Annotated in this window: 9 protein-coding genes and 8 pseudogenes; 10 read left to right on the top strand and 7 right to left on the bottom strand. The window is 67.4% G+C overall.

Annotated features, from left to right (window positions below):
• Positions 1 to 212 precede the first annotated feature (212 nt).
• Positions 213 to 1,560: pseudogene (locus LN139_RS05120) on the top strand (LLM class flavin-dependent oxidoreductase).
• A 33-nt stretch (positions 1,561 to 1,593) separates the two neighbouring features.
• On the opposite strand, the pseudogene LN139_RS05115 reads toward LN139_RS05120, so the two are convergent.
• Positions 1,594 to 2,527, bottom strand: a pseudogene (locus LN139_RS05115) (lipid A biosynthesis lauroyl acyltransferase).
• Positions 2,528 to 2,648: 121 nt separating this feature from the next.
• Here LN139_RS05115 and minC point away from each other — a divergent pair.
• The 6 genes and pseudogenes from minC to LN139_RS05085 all read left to right on the top strand — a co-directional run bounded on the left by minC (position 2,649) and on the right by LN139_RS05085 (position 8,765).
• Positions 2,649 to 3,394: pseudogene (minC, locus tag LN139_RS05110) on the top strand (septum site-determining protein MinC).
• Between the two features lie 117 nt (positions 3,395 to 3,511).
• Positions 3,512 to 4,326, top strand: a pseudogene (minD, locus tag LN139_RS05105) (septum site-determining protein MinD).
• Entirely contained in the window at positions 4,323 to 4,577 is a 255-nt protein-coding gene (gene minE, locus LN139_RS05100) for a cell division topological specificity factor MinE (protein ID WP_097084881.1), read from the top strand. Before minD ends, minE begins: the two are co-directional and overlap by 4 nt.
• Positions 4,578 to 4,642: 65 nt before the next feature.
• Positions 4,643 to 5,277, top strand: a pseudogene (locus LN139_RS05095) (RluA family pseudouridine synthase).
• A gap of 56 nt (positions 5,278 to 5,333) precedes the next feature.
• A complete protein-coding gene (locus LN139_RS05090; protein ID WP_236359038.1) occupies positions 5,334 to 6,623 on the top strand; it encodes a M18 family aminopeptidase in 1,290 nt (429 codons plus the stop codon).
• Positions 6,624 to 8,765, top strand: a pseudogene (locus tag LN139_RS05085) (mechanosensitive ion channel domain-containing protein). It begins immediately after the preceding gene.
• A 50-nt stretch (positions 8,766 to 8,815) separates the two neighbouring features.
• On the opposite strand, the pseudogene LN139_RS05080 reads toward LN139_RS05085, so the two are convergent.
• Positions 8,816 to 9,637: pseudogene (locus LN139_RS05080) on the bottom strand (LysR family transcriptional regulator); the annotation flags it as partial.
• 238 nt (positions 9,638 to 9,875) lie between these two features.
• Here LN139_RS05080 and LN139_RS05075 point away from each other — a divergent pair.
• On the top strand, positions 9,876 to 10,283 hold the full coding sequence (locus LN139_RS05075; RefSeq protein ID WP_236359037.1) for an isochorismatase family protein: 408 nt from the start codon (positions 9,876 to 9,878) through the stop codon (positions 10,281 to 10,283).
• Entirely contained in the window at positions 10,280 to 10,867 is a 588-nt protein-coding gene (locus tag LN139_RS05070) for a glutathione S-transferase N-terminal domain-containing protein (RefSeq protein ID WP_236359036.1), read from the top strand. The genes LN139_RS05075 and LN139_RS05070 overlap by 4 nt, the downstream gene beginning before the upstream one ends.
• On the opposite strand, the gene thpR is transcribed toward LN139_RS05070, so the two are convergent.
• From thpR to LN139_RS05045, 5 genes are read right to left on the bottom strand one after another with little or no spacing between them, the layout of a single operon-like run.
• The gene (gene thpR / locus LN139_RS05065; RefSeq protein ID WP_442964413.1) at positions 10,864 to 11,403 is read right to left on the bottom strand and encodes an RNA 2',3'-cyclic phosphodiesterase; all 540 of its coding nucleotides are present in this window, start codon (positions 11,401 to 11,403) and stop codon (positions 10,864 to 10,866) included. The genes LN139_RS05070 and thpR overlap by 4 nt on opposite strands.
• 6 nt (positions 11,404 to 11,409) lie before the next feature.
• The gene (locus LN139_RS05060) at positions 11,410 to 12,270 is read right to left on the bottom strand and encodes a 1-aminocyclopropane-1-carboxylate deaminase/D-cysteine desulfhydrase (protein ID WP_236359034.1); all 861 of its coding nucleotides are present in this window, start codon (positions 12,268 to 12,270) and stop codon (positions 11,410 to 11,412) included.
• Between the two features lie 38 nt (positions 12,271 to 12,308).
• Positions 12,309 to 12,560, bottom strand: a complete 252-nt coding sequence (locus LN139_RS25435) for a hypothetical protein (protein ID WP_442964382.1) — start codon at positions 12,558 to 12,560, stop codon at positions 12,309 to 12,311.
• Complete coding sequence (locus LN139_RS25430) at positions 12,536 to 14,173, bottom strand: oxidoreductase (RefSeq protein WP_442964412.1); 1,638 nt, start codon at positions 14,171 to 14,173, stop codon at positions 12,536 to 12,538. Before LN139_RS25430 ends, LN139_RS25435 begins: the two co-directional genes overlap by 25 nt.
• Positions 14,173 to 14,346: a hypothetical protein gene (locus tag LN139_RS05045; RefSeq protein ID WP_236359033.1), complete on the bottom strand. Its 174-nt coding sequence runs from the start codon at positions 14,344 to 14,346 to the stop codon at positions 14,173 to 14,175. The genes LN139_RS25430 and LN139_RS05045 overlap by 1 nt, the downstream gene beginning before the upstream one ends.
• Positions 14,347 to 14,520: 174 nt before the next feature.
• Between LN139_RS05045 and LN139_RS05040 the strand changes: the two are divergent.
• A pseudogene (locus LN139_RS05040) lies at positions 14,521 to 15,562 on the top strand (carbon-nitrogen hydrolase family protein).
• Positions 15,563 to 15,571: the final 9 nt, after the last annotated feature.

Genomic DNA, 15,571 nt, shown 5'->3' with positions numbered 1-15,571 from the left:
GGTGGCGGCCTTGGACGGGAAAGGCTGCATCTTGCCTGAGCCCCACGGGGCAGGCCAGCGCGGCGCCTTGCGGGCTTAAGCATATGCCCGCGCGCTATTGGGCAGCCTGCTCGCTAGCGGGTTAGGCTCTGCGCACCGGGCCTCCGGACTTCGCTGCTTTTATTTCACCCAGCCAGGCCCGTTCCCGGGCCGCGCCCCTCGCGAGCCCGACCATGCCTCAGCGTAAACAGATCCTGCTCAACGCCTTCAACATGAACTGCGTGGGCCACATCAACCACGGCCTGTGGGCGCACCCGCGGGACCGCTCCAGCGACTACCACAAGCTCAGCTACTGGACCGACCTTGCCAAACTGCTGGAGAAGGGCCTGTTCGACGGGCTGTTTCTGGCCGACATCGTCGGGGTATACGACACCTGGCAAGGCAACGTCGACCTGACCCTGCGCGAGAGCATCCAGTTGCCGGTCAATGACCCGCTGATGCTGGTCTCGGCCATGGCCGCCGTCACTTCCCACCTGGGCTTCGGCCTGACCGCCAACCTTTCCTATGAATTGCCCTACCTGCTGGCGCGGCGCTTCTCGACGCTGGACCACCTCACCGAGGGCCGGGTGGGCTGGAACATCGTCACCGGCTACCTCGAAGCGCTGCCCGCGCCATGGGCCGGCGGAAGCAGGTGGCCCATGACCGCCGCTACGATCAGGCCGATGAGTATTTGCAAGTGCTCTACAGACTCTGGGAACACAGCTGGGAAGACGGTGCGGTGCTGGCCGATCGCACCGGGCGCCGCTATACCGACCCGGCCAAGGTGCATCCGATCGACCATCGTGGCGAGTTCTATCAGGTTCAGGGTTACCACCTGAGCGAGCCCTCGGTCCAGCGCACCCCAGTGCTGTTTCAGGCCGGCTCGTCCACGCGCGGGCTGCGCTTTGCCGGGCAGCATGCCGAATGCGTGTTCATCTCCGGCCAGACGCCGCCCGCCACCGCCGCACAGGTGGCCAAGGTGCGCGCCGCAGCACAGGCCGCCGGCCGCACGCCGGAGGCGATAAAGGTGTTCATGGGCATCAGCGTGGTGGTCGCCGGCAGCGAAGCCGAAGCGCGTGACAAGCACGGCGAATACCTGCGCTACGCCAGCCCAGAGGCAGGCGTGGCGCATACTCGGCGTCTACCGGCATTGACCTTGCGCGCTACGGGTTGGACGAGCCGATCCGCGATGAACAGACCAACGCCATCGAATCAGCACGGCAAACGCTCACCAACGGCCAGTGGACCGTACGCCGGCTGCTGGAACAGAACGCTTTGGGCGGCCGTTACCCGGCCTTGGTGGGCAGCGCCGTGCAGGTGGCCGATGCGCTGCAAGCCTGGGTGGAAGACACCGGCATCGACGGCTTCAACCTGGCCCGCACCGTCACCCCGGAAAGCTATGCCGACTTCATCGAGCACGTCGTGCCGGAATTGCAGAACCGAGGGTTGTTCAAGACCGAATATGCCGAGGGCAGCCTGCGGCACAAACTGTTCGGGGCCGGGCCGAGGCTGGCAGCCGGGCATGTGGGAAGGCAGGCGTGAACGCAGCGCGCGGACGCAGTGAGCCCGTGCCGATCAGCGCTTGCGCTTCGGATAAAGGCGAGGCTCGCCCTCCGGGCGCGACTTGAAGCGGCGGTGCGCCGAGTACTGCGCCGGGCAATCGATGATCGCCGCCTCCACCCATTGGTTGATGCGCAGGCAATCTTCAGCTTCGGTCTCACCCGGAAAGCCCTCGAGCGGCGGATGCACCACCAGCCGATAACCCTGCGCGCCCGGCAGGCGCTGCTGGGTGAAAGGCACCACCCGCGCCTTGCCCAGCCGGGCGAAGGTGCTGGTAGCGGTGACCGTGGCGGCGGGGATGCCGAACAGCGGCACGAACACGCTCTGCTTGGCGCCGTAATCCTGGTCGGGCGCGTACCAGATCGCCCGCCCTTTGCGCAGCAGCTTGAGCATGCCGCGCACGTCCTCGCGCTCGACCGCCAGCGAGTCGAGGTTGTGCCGCTCGCGGCCACGGCGCTGGATGAAGTCGAACACCGGGTTCTTGTGCTCGCGATACATGCCGTCGATGGTGTGCAACTGGCCCAGCAGCGCAGCGCCGATCTCAAGGGTGGTGAAGTGCGCGGCCATCAGGATCACCCCTTCGCCGGCCTGCTGCGCCGCCTGCAGATGCTCGAGCCCCTCCACATGCGCCAGCCGTGCCAGCCGCGCCTTGGGCCACCACCAGCTCATGGCCATCTCGAAAAAGGCGATGCCGGTGGAGGCGAAGTTGTCGCGCACCAATCGCTCGCGCTCGGCGGCGGGCAGGTTCGGGAAGCACGGTTCGAGGTTGCGCGTGACGATCATCCGCCGTTCGCCGGCGAACAGCCGCATCAGGCCGCCGACGCCCGCACCCAGGCGCAGCAGTGCGGCGTAGGGCAGTTGCACCACCCAGCCACAGCAGCCCGACACCCAGCCACAGCGGCCAGAAACGCGGGTGCAGGTAAGCGCGGCGGAAACGGGTGCGGGCCATGGGAATTCCTGGGCGATGAGCAAAGCCGTGCGTTCGTACAACGTATGACGCGGCTTGCGACTCGACAGTCGTTCTCGTTATAAGTCTGGGCACTTTTCGCGAAAAGACGCTATTTGCCAACATGAGCTCAACCGAATCAGTCGACCAGGAACCGGTGTTCCAACTCAAGGGCAGCATGCTGGCCATCACGGTGCTGGAACTGGCCCGCAACAGCCTTGAGGCCCTGGACCGCCAGCTGGCGGCGAAGGTGGCGCAGGCGCCCAACTTCTTCAGCAACACCCCGCTGGTGCTGGCACTCGACAAACTGCCGGCCGGCGAAGGCAGCCTCGACCTGCCCGGCCTGATGCGCGTGTGCCGCCACCATGGGCTGCGTACGCTGGCCATCCGCGCCAGCCGCATCGAGGACATCGCCGCTGCCATCGCCATCGACCTGCCAGTGCTGCCGCCCTCCAATGCGCGCGAGCGCCCGGTGGAGTTGCCGGCAGCCACCGAAGCCAAGCCAGTGGAAAAACCTGCAGAACCCCCACCCCCAGCGTGCAACCGACCCGCGTGATTACTCAGCCGGTACGCGGCGGCCAGCAGATCTACGCCCAGGGCGGCGACCTGGTGGTGATCAGTTCGGTTTCAAGTGGTGCGGAACTTCTGGCCGATGGCAACATCCATGTGTACGGCCCAATGCGTGGGCGCGCCCTGGCCGGTATCAAGGGCGACAGCAAGGCAAGGATTTTCTGCCAGCAACTGGGCGCGGAACTCATTTCCATCGCCGGGCAATACAAGGTCAGTGAAGACCTGCGCCGCGACCCGCTCTGGGGGGCCAGCGTGCAGATCAGTTCGAGTCAAGATGTGTTGAACATCACCCGCCTTTAACGGATACTGCCGCCATTTTACGTGCAACTTCCAAGAGCGGCAGAACGTGCCGCCAGAAGTTTCAACTGTCATGTTTCAGGGGCCAATGCCCCTGATGTCCTTTTAGGGTGAAACACCTTGGCCAAGATTATCGTGGTTACTTCCGGCAAAGGCGGTGTGGGCAAAACCACCACCAGCGCCGCCATCGGCACCGGCCTGGCCCTTCGCGGGCACAAGACCGTCATCGTCGACTTCGACGTAGGCCTGCGTAACCTCGACCTGATCATGGGCTGCGAACGCCGTGTGGTCTATGACTTCGTCAACGTCGTCAACGGGGAAGCGAACCTGCAACAGGCACTGATCAAGGACAAGCGCCTTGAGAACCTCTACGTGCTCGCCGCCAGCCAGACCCGCGACAAAGACGCGCTGACCCAGGAAGGCGTGGAAAAGGTCATCAACGACCTGGCCAAGGATTTCGACTTCGTGCTCTGCGACTCCCCGGCCGGCATCGAGAAGGTGCAAGCCTTGCGATGTACTTCGCCGACGAAGCTATCGTGGTCACCAACCCTGAAGTGTCCTCGGTGCGTGACTCCGATCGCATGCTCGGCCTTTTGGCCAGCAAGTCGCGCCGCGCCGCCAACGGCGAAGACCCGATCAAGGAACATCTGCTGCTGACCCGCTATCACCCTGAGCGCGTGAGCAAGGGCGAGATGCTGGGCGTGGAAGACGTCGAGGAAATCCTGGCGATCCGCCTGCTGGGTGTGATCCCCGAATCCACCGCCGTGCTCAAGGCCTCCAACGCCGGTGTGCCGGTGATTCTCGATGACCAGAGCGATGCCGGCCAGGCGTACAGCGACGCAGTCGACCGCCTGCTGGGCAAAGAGCTGCCGCACCGCTTCCTGGATGTACAGAAGAAAGGCTGGATCGCCCGTTTGTTTGGAGGCCGTGAATGAATATTTTCGACTTCTTTCGGGACCGCAAGAAGGCCAGCACGGCCTCGGTCGCGAAAGAGCGTCTGCAGATCATCGTTGCTCACGAACGCGGCCAGCGCACGACGCCGGACTACCTGCCAGCCCTGCAAAAGGAGTTGGTAGAAGTGATCCGCAAGTACGTTTCGATCGACAACGACGATGTGCATGTGGCGCTCGAAAGCCAGGGCAGCTGCTCGATCCTGGAACTGAACATCACCCTGCCGGATCGTTGATCCGGCCCATCGCACGCCGCGCCCGGGCCTCCCGCGCGCGGCGCGCGTGTTTGTAGAGGCTGGCAATGCCGCTGTCCAACATCCGCATCCTGCATGAGGATGCCGCCTTTCTGGTGGTCGACAAGCCCACCTTGCTGCTGTCGGTGCCCGGCCGGGCCGACGACGACGAAGACTGCCTGATCACCCGCCTGCAGCAAAACGGCTACCCCGAAGCGCTGATCGTTCATCGCCTGGACTGGGAAACCAGCGGGATCATCCTGCTGGCGCGCAACCCCGATGCGCACCGCGAGCTGTCGCGCCAGTTCCATGACCGCGAAACCGAAAAGGCCTACACCGCTCTGTGCTGGGGCCAGCCCGAGCAAGAGAGCGGCAGCATCGACCTGCCACTGCGCTACGACCCGCCGACCAAGCCACGCCATGTGGTGTGCCACGAGCACGGCCGCCACGCGCTGACCTACTGGCGCGTGCTGGAGCGTTTCGAATACGGCTGCCGTGTCGAGCTCACGCCCATCACCGGCCGCTCGCACCAGTTGCGCGTGCACATGCTCTCGATCGGCCACCCGCTGCTGGGCGACCGGCTTTATGCCCACGAACAGGCGCTGGCCGCCACGAACGTCTGTGCCTGCACGCCAGCATGCTCGCCTTCGGCCACCCGGTGACCGGCGCGCGCGTGCGCGTCGAGTGCCCCGCCCCGTTCTGAGCCCTTGACCCTGGCGATGGGCTGAAATCGGCCCAATCGCCGCCTGGAGTACTTCAATGAGTGACACCCTCAACCAGGGCCTGATCGACTTCCTCAAGGCCTCCCCTACCCCCTTCCACGCCGCCGCGAGCCTGGCCAAGCGCCTTGAAGCCGCGGGCTACCAGCGCCTGAACGAGCGCGACCCGTGGGATGTACAGCCCGGCGGGCGCTATCACCTGACCCGCAACGGCTCCTCGATCATTGCGTTGCGCATGGGCCGCCAGCCGCTGGTGAGCACCGGCCTGCGCCTGGTCGGCGCGCACACCGACAGCCCGTGCCTGAAGGTCAAGCCGCAGCCCGAGCTGCAGACCCAGGGCTTCTTGCAACTGGGCGTTGAAGTGTATGGCGGCGCCCTGCTGGCGCCCTGGTTCGACCGCGACCTGTCGCTGGCCGGCCGGGTCACCTTCCGCGAAGGCGGCAAGGTCGAGAGCCTGCTGGTGGATTTCAAGGCGCCCATCGCCATCATCCCGAACCTCGCCATCCACCTGAACCGCACCGCCAACGAAGGCTGGGCGATCAATGCCCAGCGTGAGTTGCCGCCGATCCTGGCGCAGGTCGCCGGCACCGAGCGTTTCGACTTCCGCGCCCTGCTGGCCGATCAACTCGCCCGCGAACACGGCGTGAGCGCCGATGTGGTGCTCGATTACGAGCTGGCCTTCTACGACACCCAGCCGGCGGCGGTGGTGGGCCTCAATGCCGACTTCATCGCCGGCGCGCGGCTCGACAACCTGCTTTCCTGCTACGCCGGGCTGCAGGCATTGATCGACGCCGACGGCGAGGAAACCTGCGTGCTGGTGTGCACCGACCACGAAGAGATCGGCTCGGCCTCGGCCTGCGGCGCCGATGGCCCGATGCTCGAGCACACGCTGCAGCGCCTGCTGCCGGACCACGCCGACTACGTGCGCGCCATTCAGCGCTCGCTGATGGTCAGCGCCGACAACGCCCACGGCGTGCACCCCAACTACGCCGACAAGCACGACGGCAACCACGGGCCCAAGCTCAATGCCGGGCCAGCGATCAAGGTCAACAGCAACCAGCGCTACGCCACCAACAGCGAAACCGCCGGGTTCTTCCGCCACCTGTGCATGGCCGAAGAAGTGCCGGTGCAGAGCTTCGTGGTGCGCTCGGACATGGGCTGCGGCTCCACCATCGGCCCGATCACCGCCAGCCACCTGGGCGTGCGCACCGTCGACATCGGCTTGCCGACCTTTGCCATGCACTCGATCCGCGAGCTTGCCGGCAGCCAGGACCTGGCGCACCTGGTCAAGGTGCTCTCGGCCTTCGACGCCAGCGTGAGCCTGCCCTGAATGCGCCGCCTGCTCGCCGCCCTCTGCCTGCTGTTGTGGTTGCCGTCGGCGGCCAGCGCCGCAGGCTTGCCGAGCCTGCTCAGCGGCTCGCAGCACACCCAGCCGCAAGCCACCCAGCCGCTGGGCGCTTCGCTGGACCAGGTGATCCAGAGCCTCGAGAACGACCAGCAACGGGCCAAGCTGCTCGATGACCTGAAAAGCTCCGCGACGCCACGCAAAAGGCCCAACCCACACCCGAACAAGGTGTGCTGGGCCTGATCGGCAACGGCATCAAGGGCCTTGAGCAGCAGTTCAGCGGCCAGGCCAGCCCGTTCAAGCGCTGGAGCGATGAGCTGGCACTGGCCCGTGACGAGCTCAAGGAGCGTTCGCTGAGCGTGAGCGAGTGGGCGCCGGTGCTGGCGATCTTCGCCATGGTGCTGCTGGCCTGGAGCCTGCTGGCCTACGGGCTGATCTGGCTGGGCCAACGCCTGCGCGAACGCTTCGGCCTGCCCGAGGAACTGCCGCAGCACCCACGCACCCTCGACCTGCTGCGCTTTGCCTTGCGCAAGCTCGGGCCCTGGCTGGTGGCGTTGGTCATCACGCTGTTCGCCGGCTACTGGGCACCCTCTTCGCTGGGCAAGGACCTGGCGGTGGCGCTGGCCTACTGCACTGGTGGTGGGCACCTGTTTCTCGGCGATCTGCGTGATCGCATTCTCGCTGCTCGATGGCCCGCATCGCCACCGCGCGCTGTACATCCTGCGGCGCCGGGCCTTCCGGCTGCTGTGGCTGGTGGGCAGCTTTGCCGCATTCGGCGAGGCGCTGAGCGACCCCGGGCTGGTCTCGGCGCTCGGCCCACACCTGGCGCAAAGCGCCGGCACCCTGGCCAATGTGCTGGCGGCGCTGGCCAGTGGCTGGTTCATCCTGCGCTTCCGCCGGCCGGTGGCGCACCTGATCTGCAACCAGCCGTTGCAGCGGCGCCTGCAACGGCGCGCGTTCACCGACACCCTGGAAGTGATGGGCACTGTACTGGTACGTGCCGGCACTGTTGCTGGTGGCGGTGTCGCTGCTGTCGACCTTCGTGTCGGCGGGCGACACCAGCACGGCGCTGCGCCAGGCGCTGATCTGCACGGTGCTGCTGGTGCTGTGCATGGTCATCAACGGGCTGGTCAGCCGCCACGCCAGCCGCCCGGCCAAAGGCCCGCGCCGGCACACGCTGTACCCCGAGCGGCTCAAGCATTTCACCTACACCCTGGCGCACCTGCTGGTGTGGGCCGTGTTCATCGAGCTGGGCCTGCGCGCCTGGGGTTGTCGTTCTTTCACCTGGCAGAAGGCGAAGGGCGCGACATCAGCCTGCGCGTGCTGAGCCTGGGCGGCACGCTGCTGTTCGCCTGGCTGGTGTGGATCCTGGCCGACACCGGCATCCACCATGCGCTGAGCCGCTCGCGCAAGGGCGTGGCCAACGCCCGTGCGCAAACGATGATGCCGCTGATCCGCAACGTGCTGTTCGTGACCATCTTCGTGATCGCCGCGATCGTGGCGCTGGCCAACATGGGCGTGAACGTCACGCCGCTGCTGGCCGGTTTCGGCGTGGTGGGCCTGGCGATCGGCTTCGGGGCGCAATCGCTGGTGGCCGACCTGATCACGGGCCTGTTCATCATCGTCGAGGATTCGCTGGCCATCGACGATTACGTCGACGTCGGCGGGCACATGGGCACCGTGGAGGGGCTGACCATCCGTACCGTGCGCCTGCGCGACATCGACGGCATCGTGCACACCATCCCGTTCAGCGAAATCAAGAGCATCAAGAACTACTCGCGGGAATTCGGCTACGCGATCTTTCGCATCGCCATCCCCTACAACCTGAGCATCGATGCAGCCATGAAGCTGATCCGCGACGCCAGCCAGAAGATCCGCCAGGACCCGCTGCTGCGCCGGGAAATCTGGTCGCCGCTGGAGTTTCAGGGGGTGGAGAGTTTCGAGGCCGGCAACGCGATGCTGCGCGCCCGCTTCAAGACCGCGCCGCTCAAGCAGTTCGAAGTGTCCCGTGCCTTCAACCTGCTGCTCAAGCGCACGCTGGATGAAGCGGGCATGGAGCTGGCCACGCCGCGCCTGAATGTGCAGGTGAGCACCGGCATCGGCGGCAAGCCCGCGCCGCTCAGCTGACGATGCGCGCCAAGGTGGCGCGCAGCCACTCCAGCACCGGCGCGAAGCGCGGGGTGTCGCGAAACTCTGGCGGATAGGCCAGCCGACAGCTCGCGTTTCACCTCCGGCACCGCCTGCTCCAGTGCCAGGCGGCTGTCAGCGGCCGCCAGGTAATGCGGCAACAGCGCCAGCCCGGCTCCCGCCGCCACCGCTTCGCGCACGGCCAGCAGGCTGTTGGCCTGGAACGCCAGGCGCCGGGGTGCGGTTTTCGCCCAGTCCACTTCAGGCAGCGGCAGGTGCGCGTCGATCAGGCCGCACAAGGGCGTGCTCGGCGCCACAACGGTGGCGTGCGCCCGATACAGGCCGAATCCCAGCTGCCCAACTCTTCGTGCCACCACACCAGGTTCTTCAGGCTGCGTCAGGCGCACGCCGATGTGCGCGCGACGGCGTGCCAGGCTGGCGATGCGGTCGTCCAGCTCCAGGCGCACTTCCAGCTGCGGGTGCTGCGCCAACAACGCCGGCAAGGCAGGCGCCAACACCTCAACCCCCAGGGCACCGGTCACCGCAATCCTCATTTGCCCGGCCACACCGGCACCTGCGCTCTCCAACTGGTGTTGCAACTGGCGTGCGGCTTGCTCCATCTGCCGGGCCGCCGCCAGCGCGCTGTGGCCGGCCGGCGTGAGCACGAAGGCGCCCTCTGCACGTGCGAGCAAGGGCTGGCCGAGGGCGGCTTCGAGCTTGCGCAAGCGGCGGATCACCGTGGCGTGCGTCAGGCCCAGCTCCCGGGCGGCCTGAGTGTAGCTGCCGCTGCGCTCCAACGTGGCGAGGGTCAGCAGGTCGTCCCAGGAGAGTGCGCTTTTGCACAGGCGCTGTGCTCCGTTCAGTGAATTCACGCACAGGTTCAGGCTGGCTTACCGTAAGCGCACAACTGCATTGGAGATGCCCATGGCCACCACCCTGCTCGACCTTGCCGGCGCCAGCCGCGCCCCGCCCGCTGGCAAGACGCTGCGCTGCTGCTGATCGACCACCAGGACGAATACCTGCGCGGCCCGCTGGCCCTCAGCGGCATGGACGCCGCCGTCGCCAGCGCCCAGCGCCTGCTCGCCGCCGGCCCGAGCGCACGGCGCGCCGGTGCTGCATGTGGCCCACCGAGGCGCTGCCGGTGGGCTATTCGACCCGGCCAGCGGCGGGCGCTTCATCGAAGCCCTGGCACCAGTGGAGGGCGAGGCACAGGTCGAGAAAACCCTGCCCAACAGCTTCGCCGGCACTGACCTGGCCCGGCGCCTGGTGGCTCTGCGCCGGCCGGAGCTGATCGTGGCGGGCTTCCAGACTCACATGGTGCGCGCAGCGCCACGGTGCGCGCGGCGCTGGATCACGCGCTATCGTGTAACCCTGGTGGCCAGCGCCTGCGCGACCCGCGACCTGCCCGACCTGACCGGCGGCCCGGCGCTCGCCGCCACCGACGTGCACCGCGCGGCCCTGGCGGCGCTGCACGACCGTTTCGCAACCGTCATCCTCGATGAGAGCCAACTGCCATGAAACTCTACTTCGCACCCAACACCTGCTCGCTGGCGAGCCACATCGTGCTGGAGGAGCTCGGCCTGCCTCACCAGGCGGTGAAGGTGAACAACCAGACCAAGCGCACCGCCGACGGTGAGGATCACCTCACCATCAACCCCAAAGGTCATGTAGCGGCGCTGGTGCGCGACGACGGTGAGGTGATTACCGAAGCACCGGTGATCCTGCAGTACCTGGAAAGCCTGAAACCAGGCGCCGGCCTGGCCCCGCCGGCCGGCAGCCTGGAGCGCTGGCGGCTGCTGGAACGGCTGAACTTCATCGGCAGCGAATTGCACCCCAAGGTGGCGCTGCTGTTCAACCGCGACTGGCCGGAGGCCGTGCTGCAAGGAGCGCGCGAGAAACTGTTCAAGCGCGTGGACTATCTGGAGAACACCCTGGACTCGCAGCAGCCGTTCGACCTGAGCGGCGCTTACCTGTTCGCCGTGCTGGGGTGGTTCAAGCTGGTGGGGCTGGAGTTGAGCCAGTGGCCCAGGTTGCATGCCTGGCATCAGGCCACGGCGCAGCGGCCGGCGGTGGAGCGGGCACTGGCGGCGCAAACGGCTTAACCGGCCAATGCCCAACTGCGCAGCAAACGGTATTCCCCACGCACCGACTCCATACAGCCCGAACTCCCGGCGCGCAGCATGAACTCAGGCGCCACCCCCGCCTCCGGCACCTGGCCCATGTACTTGCGGGCCAGCGTCAGGTGCGGGCGGTATTCGCGCCGGGTGTCGCCCAGCCCCAGTGGCAGCAATGCCTGCTCAAGGTTGTACACCAGGCGCAACAACGCCTTGGGCGGCTGCCGCGAGGCGAGCACCAGCGCTTCGGCAGCGCGCCAGTGGTCCAGGTGATCGAGCATGAGCGTCACCCGCCCTTCGGGCTTGCCCATCGCCTCGACGGCGTCGCAGATCGCGTCGAGCTGGGCCAGCGGCACCGCGCCGAGGAACATCAAGGTCACGTGGAAGTTTTCCGAGGGCACCGGCTTGCCGGCGCGCAGGTGCAGCTCGGCGCGCCAGCGGGCAATGGCCTTGCGTTGTGGGGCAGGCACGCCAAGGGCAAAGAACAGGCGGCGGCTGGTGAGCAGTTCGGGAGCATGTGGCAGGCAACCTCAAGCAGGGGCAGTAGCCAGAAGACCCTCGCAGGTGCCCGATGGCTCCGCTCGAATCCCTCCGGTGTGAATGACCAGCACTCGCTGCCGGGCCAGTGGATGCTGCAACAGCGCCATCAGGGCCTTGCCGGTGTACACCGGCTCCACCGGCAACGGGCATTGCGCCACGAATGCGTCCAGCGCTGCATCGCTACGCCCGAAGCCTGCGCGTGCAGCATCGATCAGCGTCACACGCAGCCCCTGCACCACTTGCTCGACGCCATGCCCGGCCGGCACGGCCATGGCCGCGTAGACCGGCCGAGTATCGGCCCGCGCGATCCCAGCCGCAGTGGTGCCGGTGCCGGCCGCCAACCACCAGGCGTCGAAATCATCCCAACCCAGTGCCGGCAGCTGCGCGAGCGCCTGCTGAACCAGCCGCGCACAGCCTGCCTCGCCCAACGGGCCGGCGCCCCCCTCCGGCACCGGGTACAACTGCGGGTAGCGTACGCGCCAGGGTTGCCAGAAATCGGGCTGGTGGCGCGCCCGGTAACCGCCATAGCCCAGCCAGTGCAGGCGCATGCCCCAGCGCTTGAGGTCACGCACGGTAGGTGTATCGACGGGCTCACCACGCAACAGGCCCACGGTTTCAAAGCCCAGCCGCTGGCCGGCGGCGGCCAGGGCGTGCAGGTGATTGGAGTGGGCACCGCCCAGGCTGATCAGCCCGGCGCACCCGGCCTGCCGGGCCCCCTGCAGGTAGCCTTCGAGCTTGTAGGCCTTGTTGCCGGTGATCAGCGGGTCGACCAGGTCGAGCCGCAACACGGCGGCATCGGTTAGCCCCGGCAGGCGAAGGGGCTGCAAGGGCGGTGGGGCGAGATGGAACATGGCGCGCTCGAACGGTGTGAGGCGCGCAGTTCGACCGCTCAGAGCACCGCCGCCAGCCGGCTGCCCTGGTCGATGGCGCGCTTGGCGTCGAGCTCGGCGGCCACGTCCGCACCGCCGATCAGGTGAACGGCCTGGCCAGCCGCCTTCAAGGCGTCGTACAGCTCGCGGCGCGGCTCCTGGCCTGCGCAGATGACGATGTTGTCCACCACCAGCACTTGCGGTGCGCTGCCTTGCACACTGATATGCAGGCCGGCGTCGTCGATCTTCAGGTACTCGACCCCATTAAGCATGTGCACCTGTTTGTGCTTGAGCCCCAGCCGGTGAATCCAGCCGGTGGTCTTGCCCAGGCCGTCGCCGACCTTGGACGTCTTGCGTTGCAGCAGGTACACCTCGCGCGCCGGCGCCTCGGGTGCGCGGCAACACCGGCCACACCGCCACGGGCTTGCAGCGTGGGGTCGATGCCCCACTCCTTGTAGAACAACGCAACGTTCAGGCTCGGCGCCGGGCCCTGCTGCACGAGGAACTCGCTCACGTCGAAACCGATGCCGCCGGCGCCGATCACCGCCACCCGCTGGCCCACCGGCCGCTGGCCGACGATGACGTCAAGGTAGGTAAGCACGCTGGGGTGGCCGATGCCTTCGATCTCGGGCGTGCGCGGGATGATCCCGGTGGCCAGCAGCACTTCGTCGAACCCTTCGGCCAGCAACTGCTGCGCATCCACTCGCTGGCCGAGCCGGACGCTCACTCCGGTGGTGGCCAGCTTGCGGCCGAAGTAGCGCAGCGTTTCGTTGAACTCTTCCTTGCCGGGAATGCGCCGGGCCACGTTGAACTGCCCGCCGATCTCGGCGGCGCTGTCGAACAGCACCACCTGATGGCCGCGCTCGGCGGCCACCGTTGCCGCCGCCAGCCCCGCAGGGCCTGCGCCCACCACCGCAATGCGCCGCGCCGGGCTTGCCGGGTGATACACCAGCTCGGTTTCGTGGCAGGCCCGCGGGTTCACCAGGCAACTGCTGAGCTTGCCGGCGAAGGTGTGATCCAGGCAGGCCTGGTTGCAGCCGATGCAGGTGTTGATCTCATCGGCACGCCCGGCAGCGGCCTTGGCGATGAAGGCAGGGTCGGCCAGCAGCGGGCGGGCCATCGACACCATGTCGGCGCAGCCCTCGGCCAGAACCCGCTCGGCCACCTCCGGCGTGTTGATGCGGTTGGTGGTGATCAGCGGCAGCTTCACCGCGCCCCGCAGTTTTGCCGTCACCTGAGCGAACGCGGCGCGTGGCACCTTGGTGGCGATGGTGGGGATGCGCGCTTCGTGCCAGCCGATGCCGGCGTTGATCAGGCTCGCACCGGCCTGCTCGATAGCCTGGGCCAGTTGCACGATCTCCGGCCAGTCGCTGCCGCCCTCGACCAGGTCGAGCATCGACAGGCGATAGATGATGATGAAGCGCTCGCCCACGGCCTCGCGGATGCGCCGCACGATCTCGACCGGCAGGCGCATGCGTTGCTCGAATGCGCCGCCCCAGCGGTCGGTGCGCTGATCGGTGGCGGCCGCCAGGAACTGATTGATGAAGTAGCCTTCCGAACCCATTACCTTCGACGCCGTCATAACCGGCGTTTTGGGCAAGTGTGGCGCAGCGGACGAAATCGGCGATCTGCTGCTCGACCCCGCATCGTCCAGCTCATGCGGCTTGAACGGGTTGATCGGCGCCTGCAAGGCGCTGGGCGCCACCGACTTGGGGCTGTAGGCGTAGCGGCCGGCATGCAGAATCTGCAGGCAGATGCGCCCGCCTGCGGCATGCACCGCTTCGGTGACGATACGGTGCTGGGCCGCCTCGGCCTCGGTGGTGAGCCTGGCGGCACCTGCGTACACACCGCCCTCTTCGTTCGGCGCAATGCCGCCGGTGACCATCAGGCCCACGCCGCCCCGGGCGCGCTCGGCGAAGTAGGGCGGCCATGCGCTCGAAACCGCCTGGGCGCTCTTCGAGCCCGGTGCTGCATCGAGCCCATCAGGCAGCGGTTGGGCAGGGTCACGAAACCCAGGTCCAGCGGGGCGAGCAGGTGCGGGTACGAGGCGGTGGTCATGGCAGGCTCCAGCGGTTCACGGTAGGCGGCGCCGTTATGAAAGTGTATGGGGCGCCTGGCTGAGCGCCACAGTAAAGCGGCGCAGCCAGTGGCTCAATGATCGAAACTGACAAGTTATTGATCCTGGCGTGCAGGCCGACTACCCTGAGCGCGTCCTCTGCCCGGCCGTTCCCCATGCGCAAGCTTTTGATTTTCCTGTTGCTGCTGCTCACCGCAGGCGCCGCCGGCGGCTATGGCTATTGGGCGCAGAAACGCGAGCCTGCGCATTACCTGGCCGACCTTCGCGTGCAACTGGCCGTGAACCAGGGCACGCCGAGCGAGCGCGGCAACCTGCTTGGGGTGCAGGCCGAGCTGTTCGCCCCCGACTACCACGACCTCCCACGCCTGCAACTCAAGCTGCACGCCTGGCTTGCGCAAGCGCGCCAATGGGGGCTGCTCAACCCGCGCACGATTGTGGTGCTGCCCGAGCACACCGGCACCTGGCTATGGCTGCGCGGTGAAAAACGCGAGTTCTACCAGGCCAGCCATCACAGCGAAGCCAGCCATTGGCTGGCCGCCACTCACCCGCTGAGCTTCGCCTGGGCCTGGCTTGGCGCCGAGGACACCGACCGCTCCGCAGATGCGCGCTTGCGCCTCAAAGCCCGGCACATGGCCCATGAATACATGCGCCTGTTCGGCGGCCTGGCCCAGGAGTTCGGCGTAACGTCTGGTGGCCGGCAGCGTCGTGCTGCCCACCCCATGGCTCGACGAGGGCGAGCTCAAGGCCGGCGGTGGGCCGCTCGATAACGTGACCGTGGTGTTCGGGCCGGATGGCCAGGTCATCGGGCAACCCACCAGGCAGGCCCTGGCCGGCGCCATGCGCGGAGTGGCCGACAGCGATACCGGCGCGCCCCCGGCACTGTTCGATACCCCGGCCGGGCGCCTGGGCGTGATGATCGGCCACGACAGCCTCGACACCGACCAGGGCCAGGCATTGGTGGCGGCCGGCGCACAGCTATTGGCGATCCCGGCCTGGGTCGATGGCGACGGCTGGGCGGGCGAGCATGCCCGCTGGGCCAGCGCCGCTGCCGCCCTGCCCGTGCCGAGCATCGGCGTGTTCCTGCAAGGGCGCTTCTGGGACCGGCGCAGCGACGGGCAAAGCTTCGTCGCCCAAGGTGGCCAGGTGCATGAGGCCTCAGCGGGGCCGGGCGCGCGGCTGGTCAACCTGTGGCTGTGAACCACGCGC

The sequence above is a fragment of the Pseudomonas sp. KNUC1026 genome (assembly GCF_021650705.1).
Classification (GTDB): domain Bacteria; phylum Pseudomonadota; class Gammaproteobacteria; order Pseudomonadales; family Pseudomonadaceae; genus Aquipseudomonas.
The sequence above is the reverse complement of the archived record's forward strand: the minus strand, read 5'-3'. Positions and strand labels throughout refer to the sequence as shown.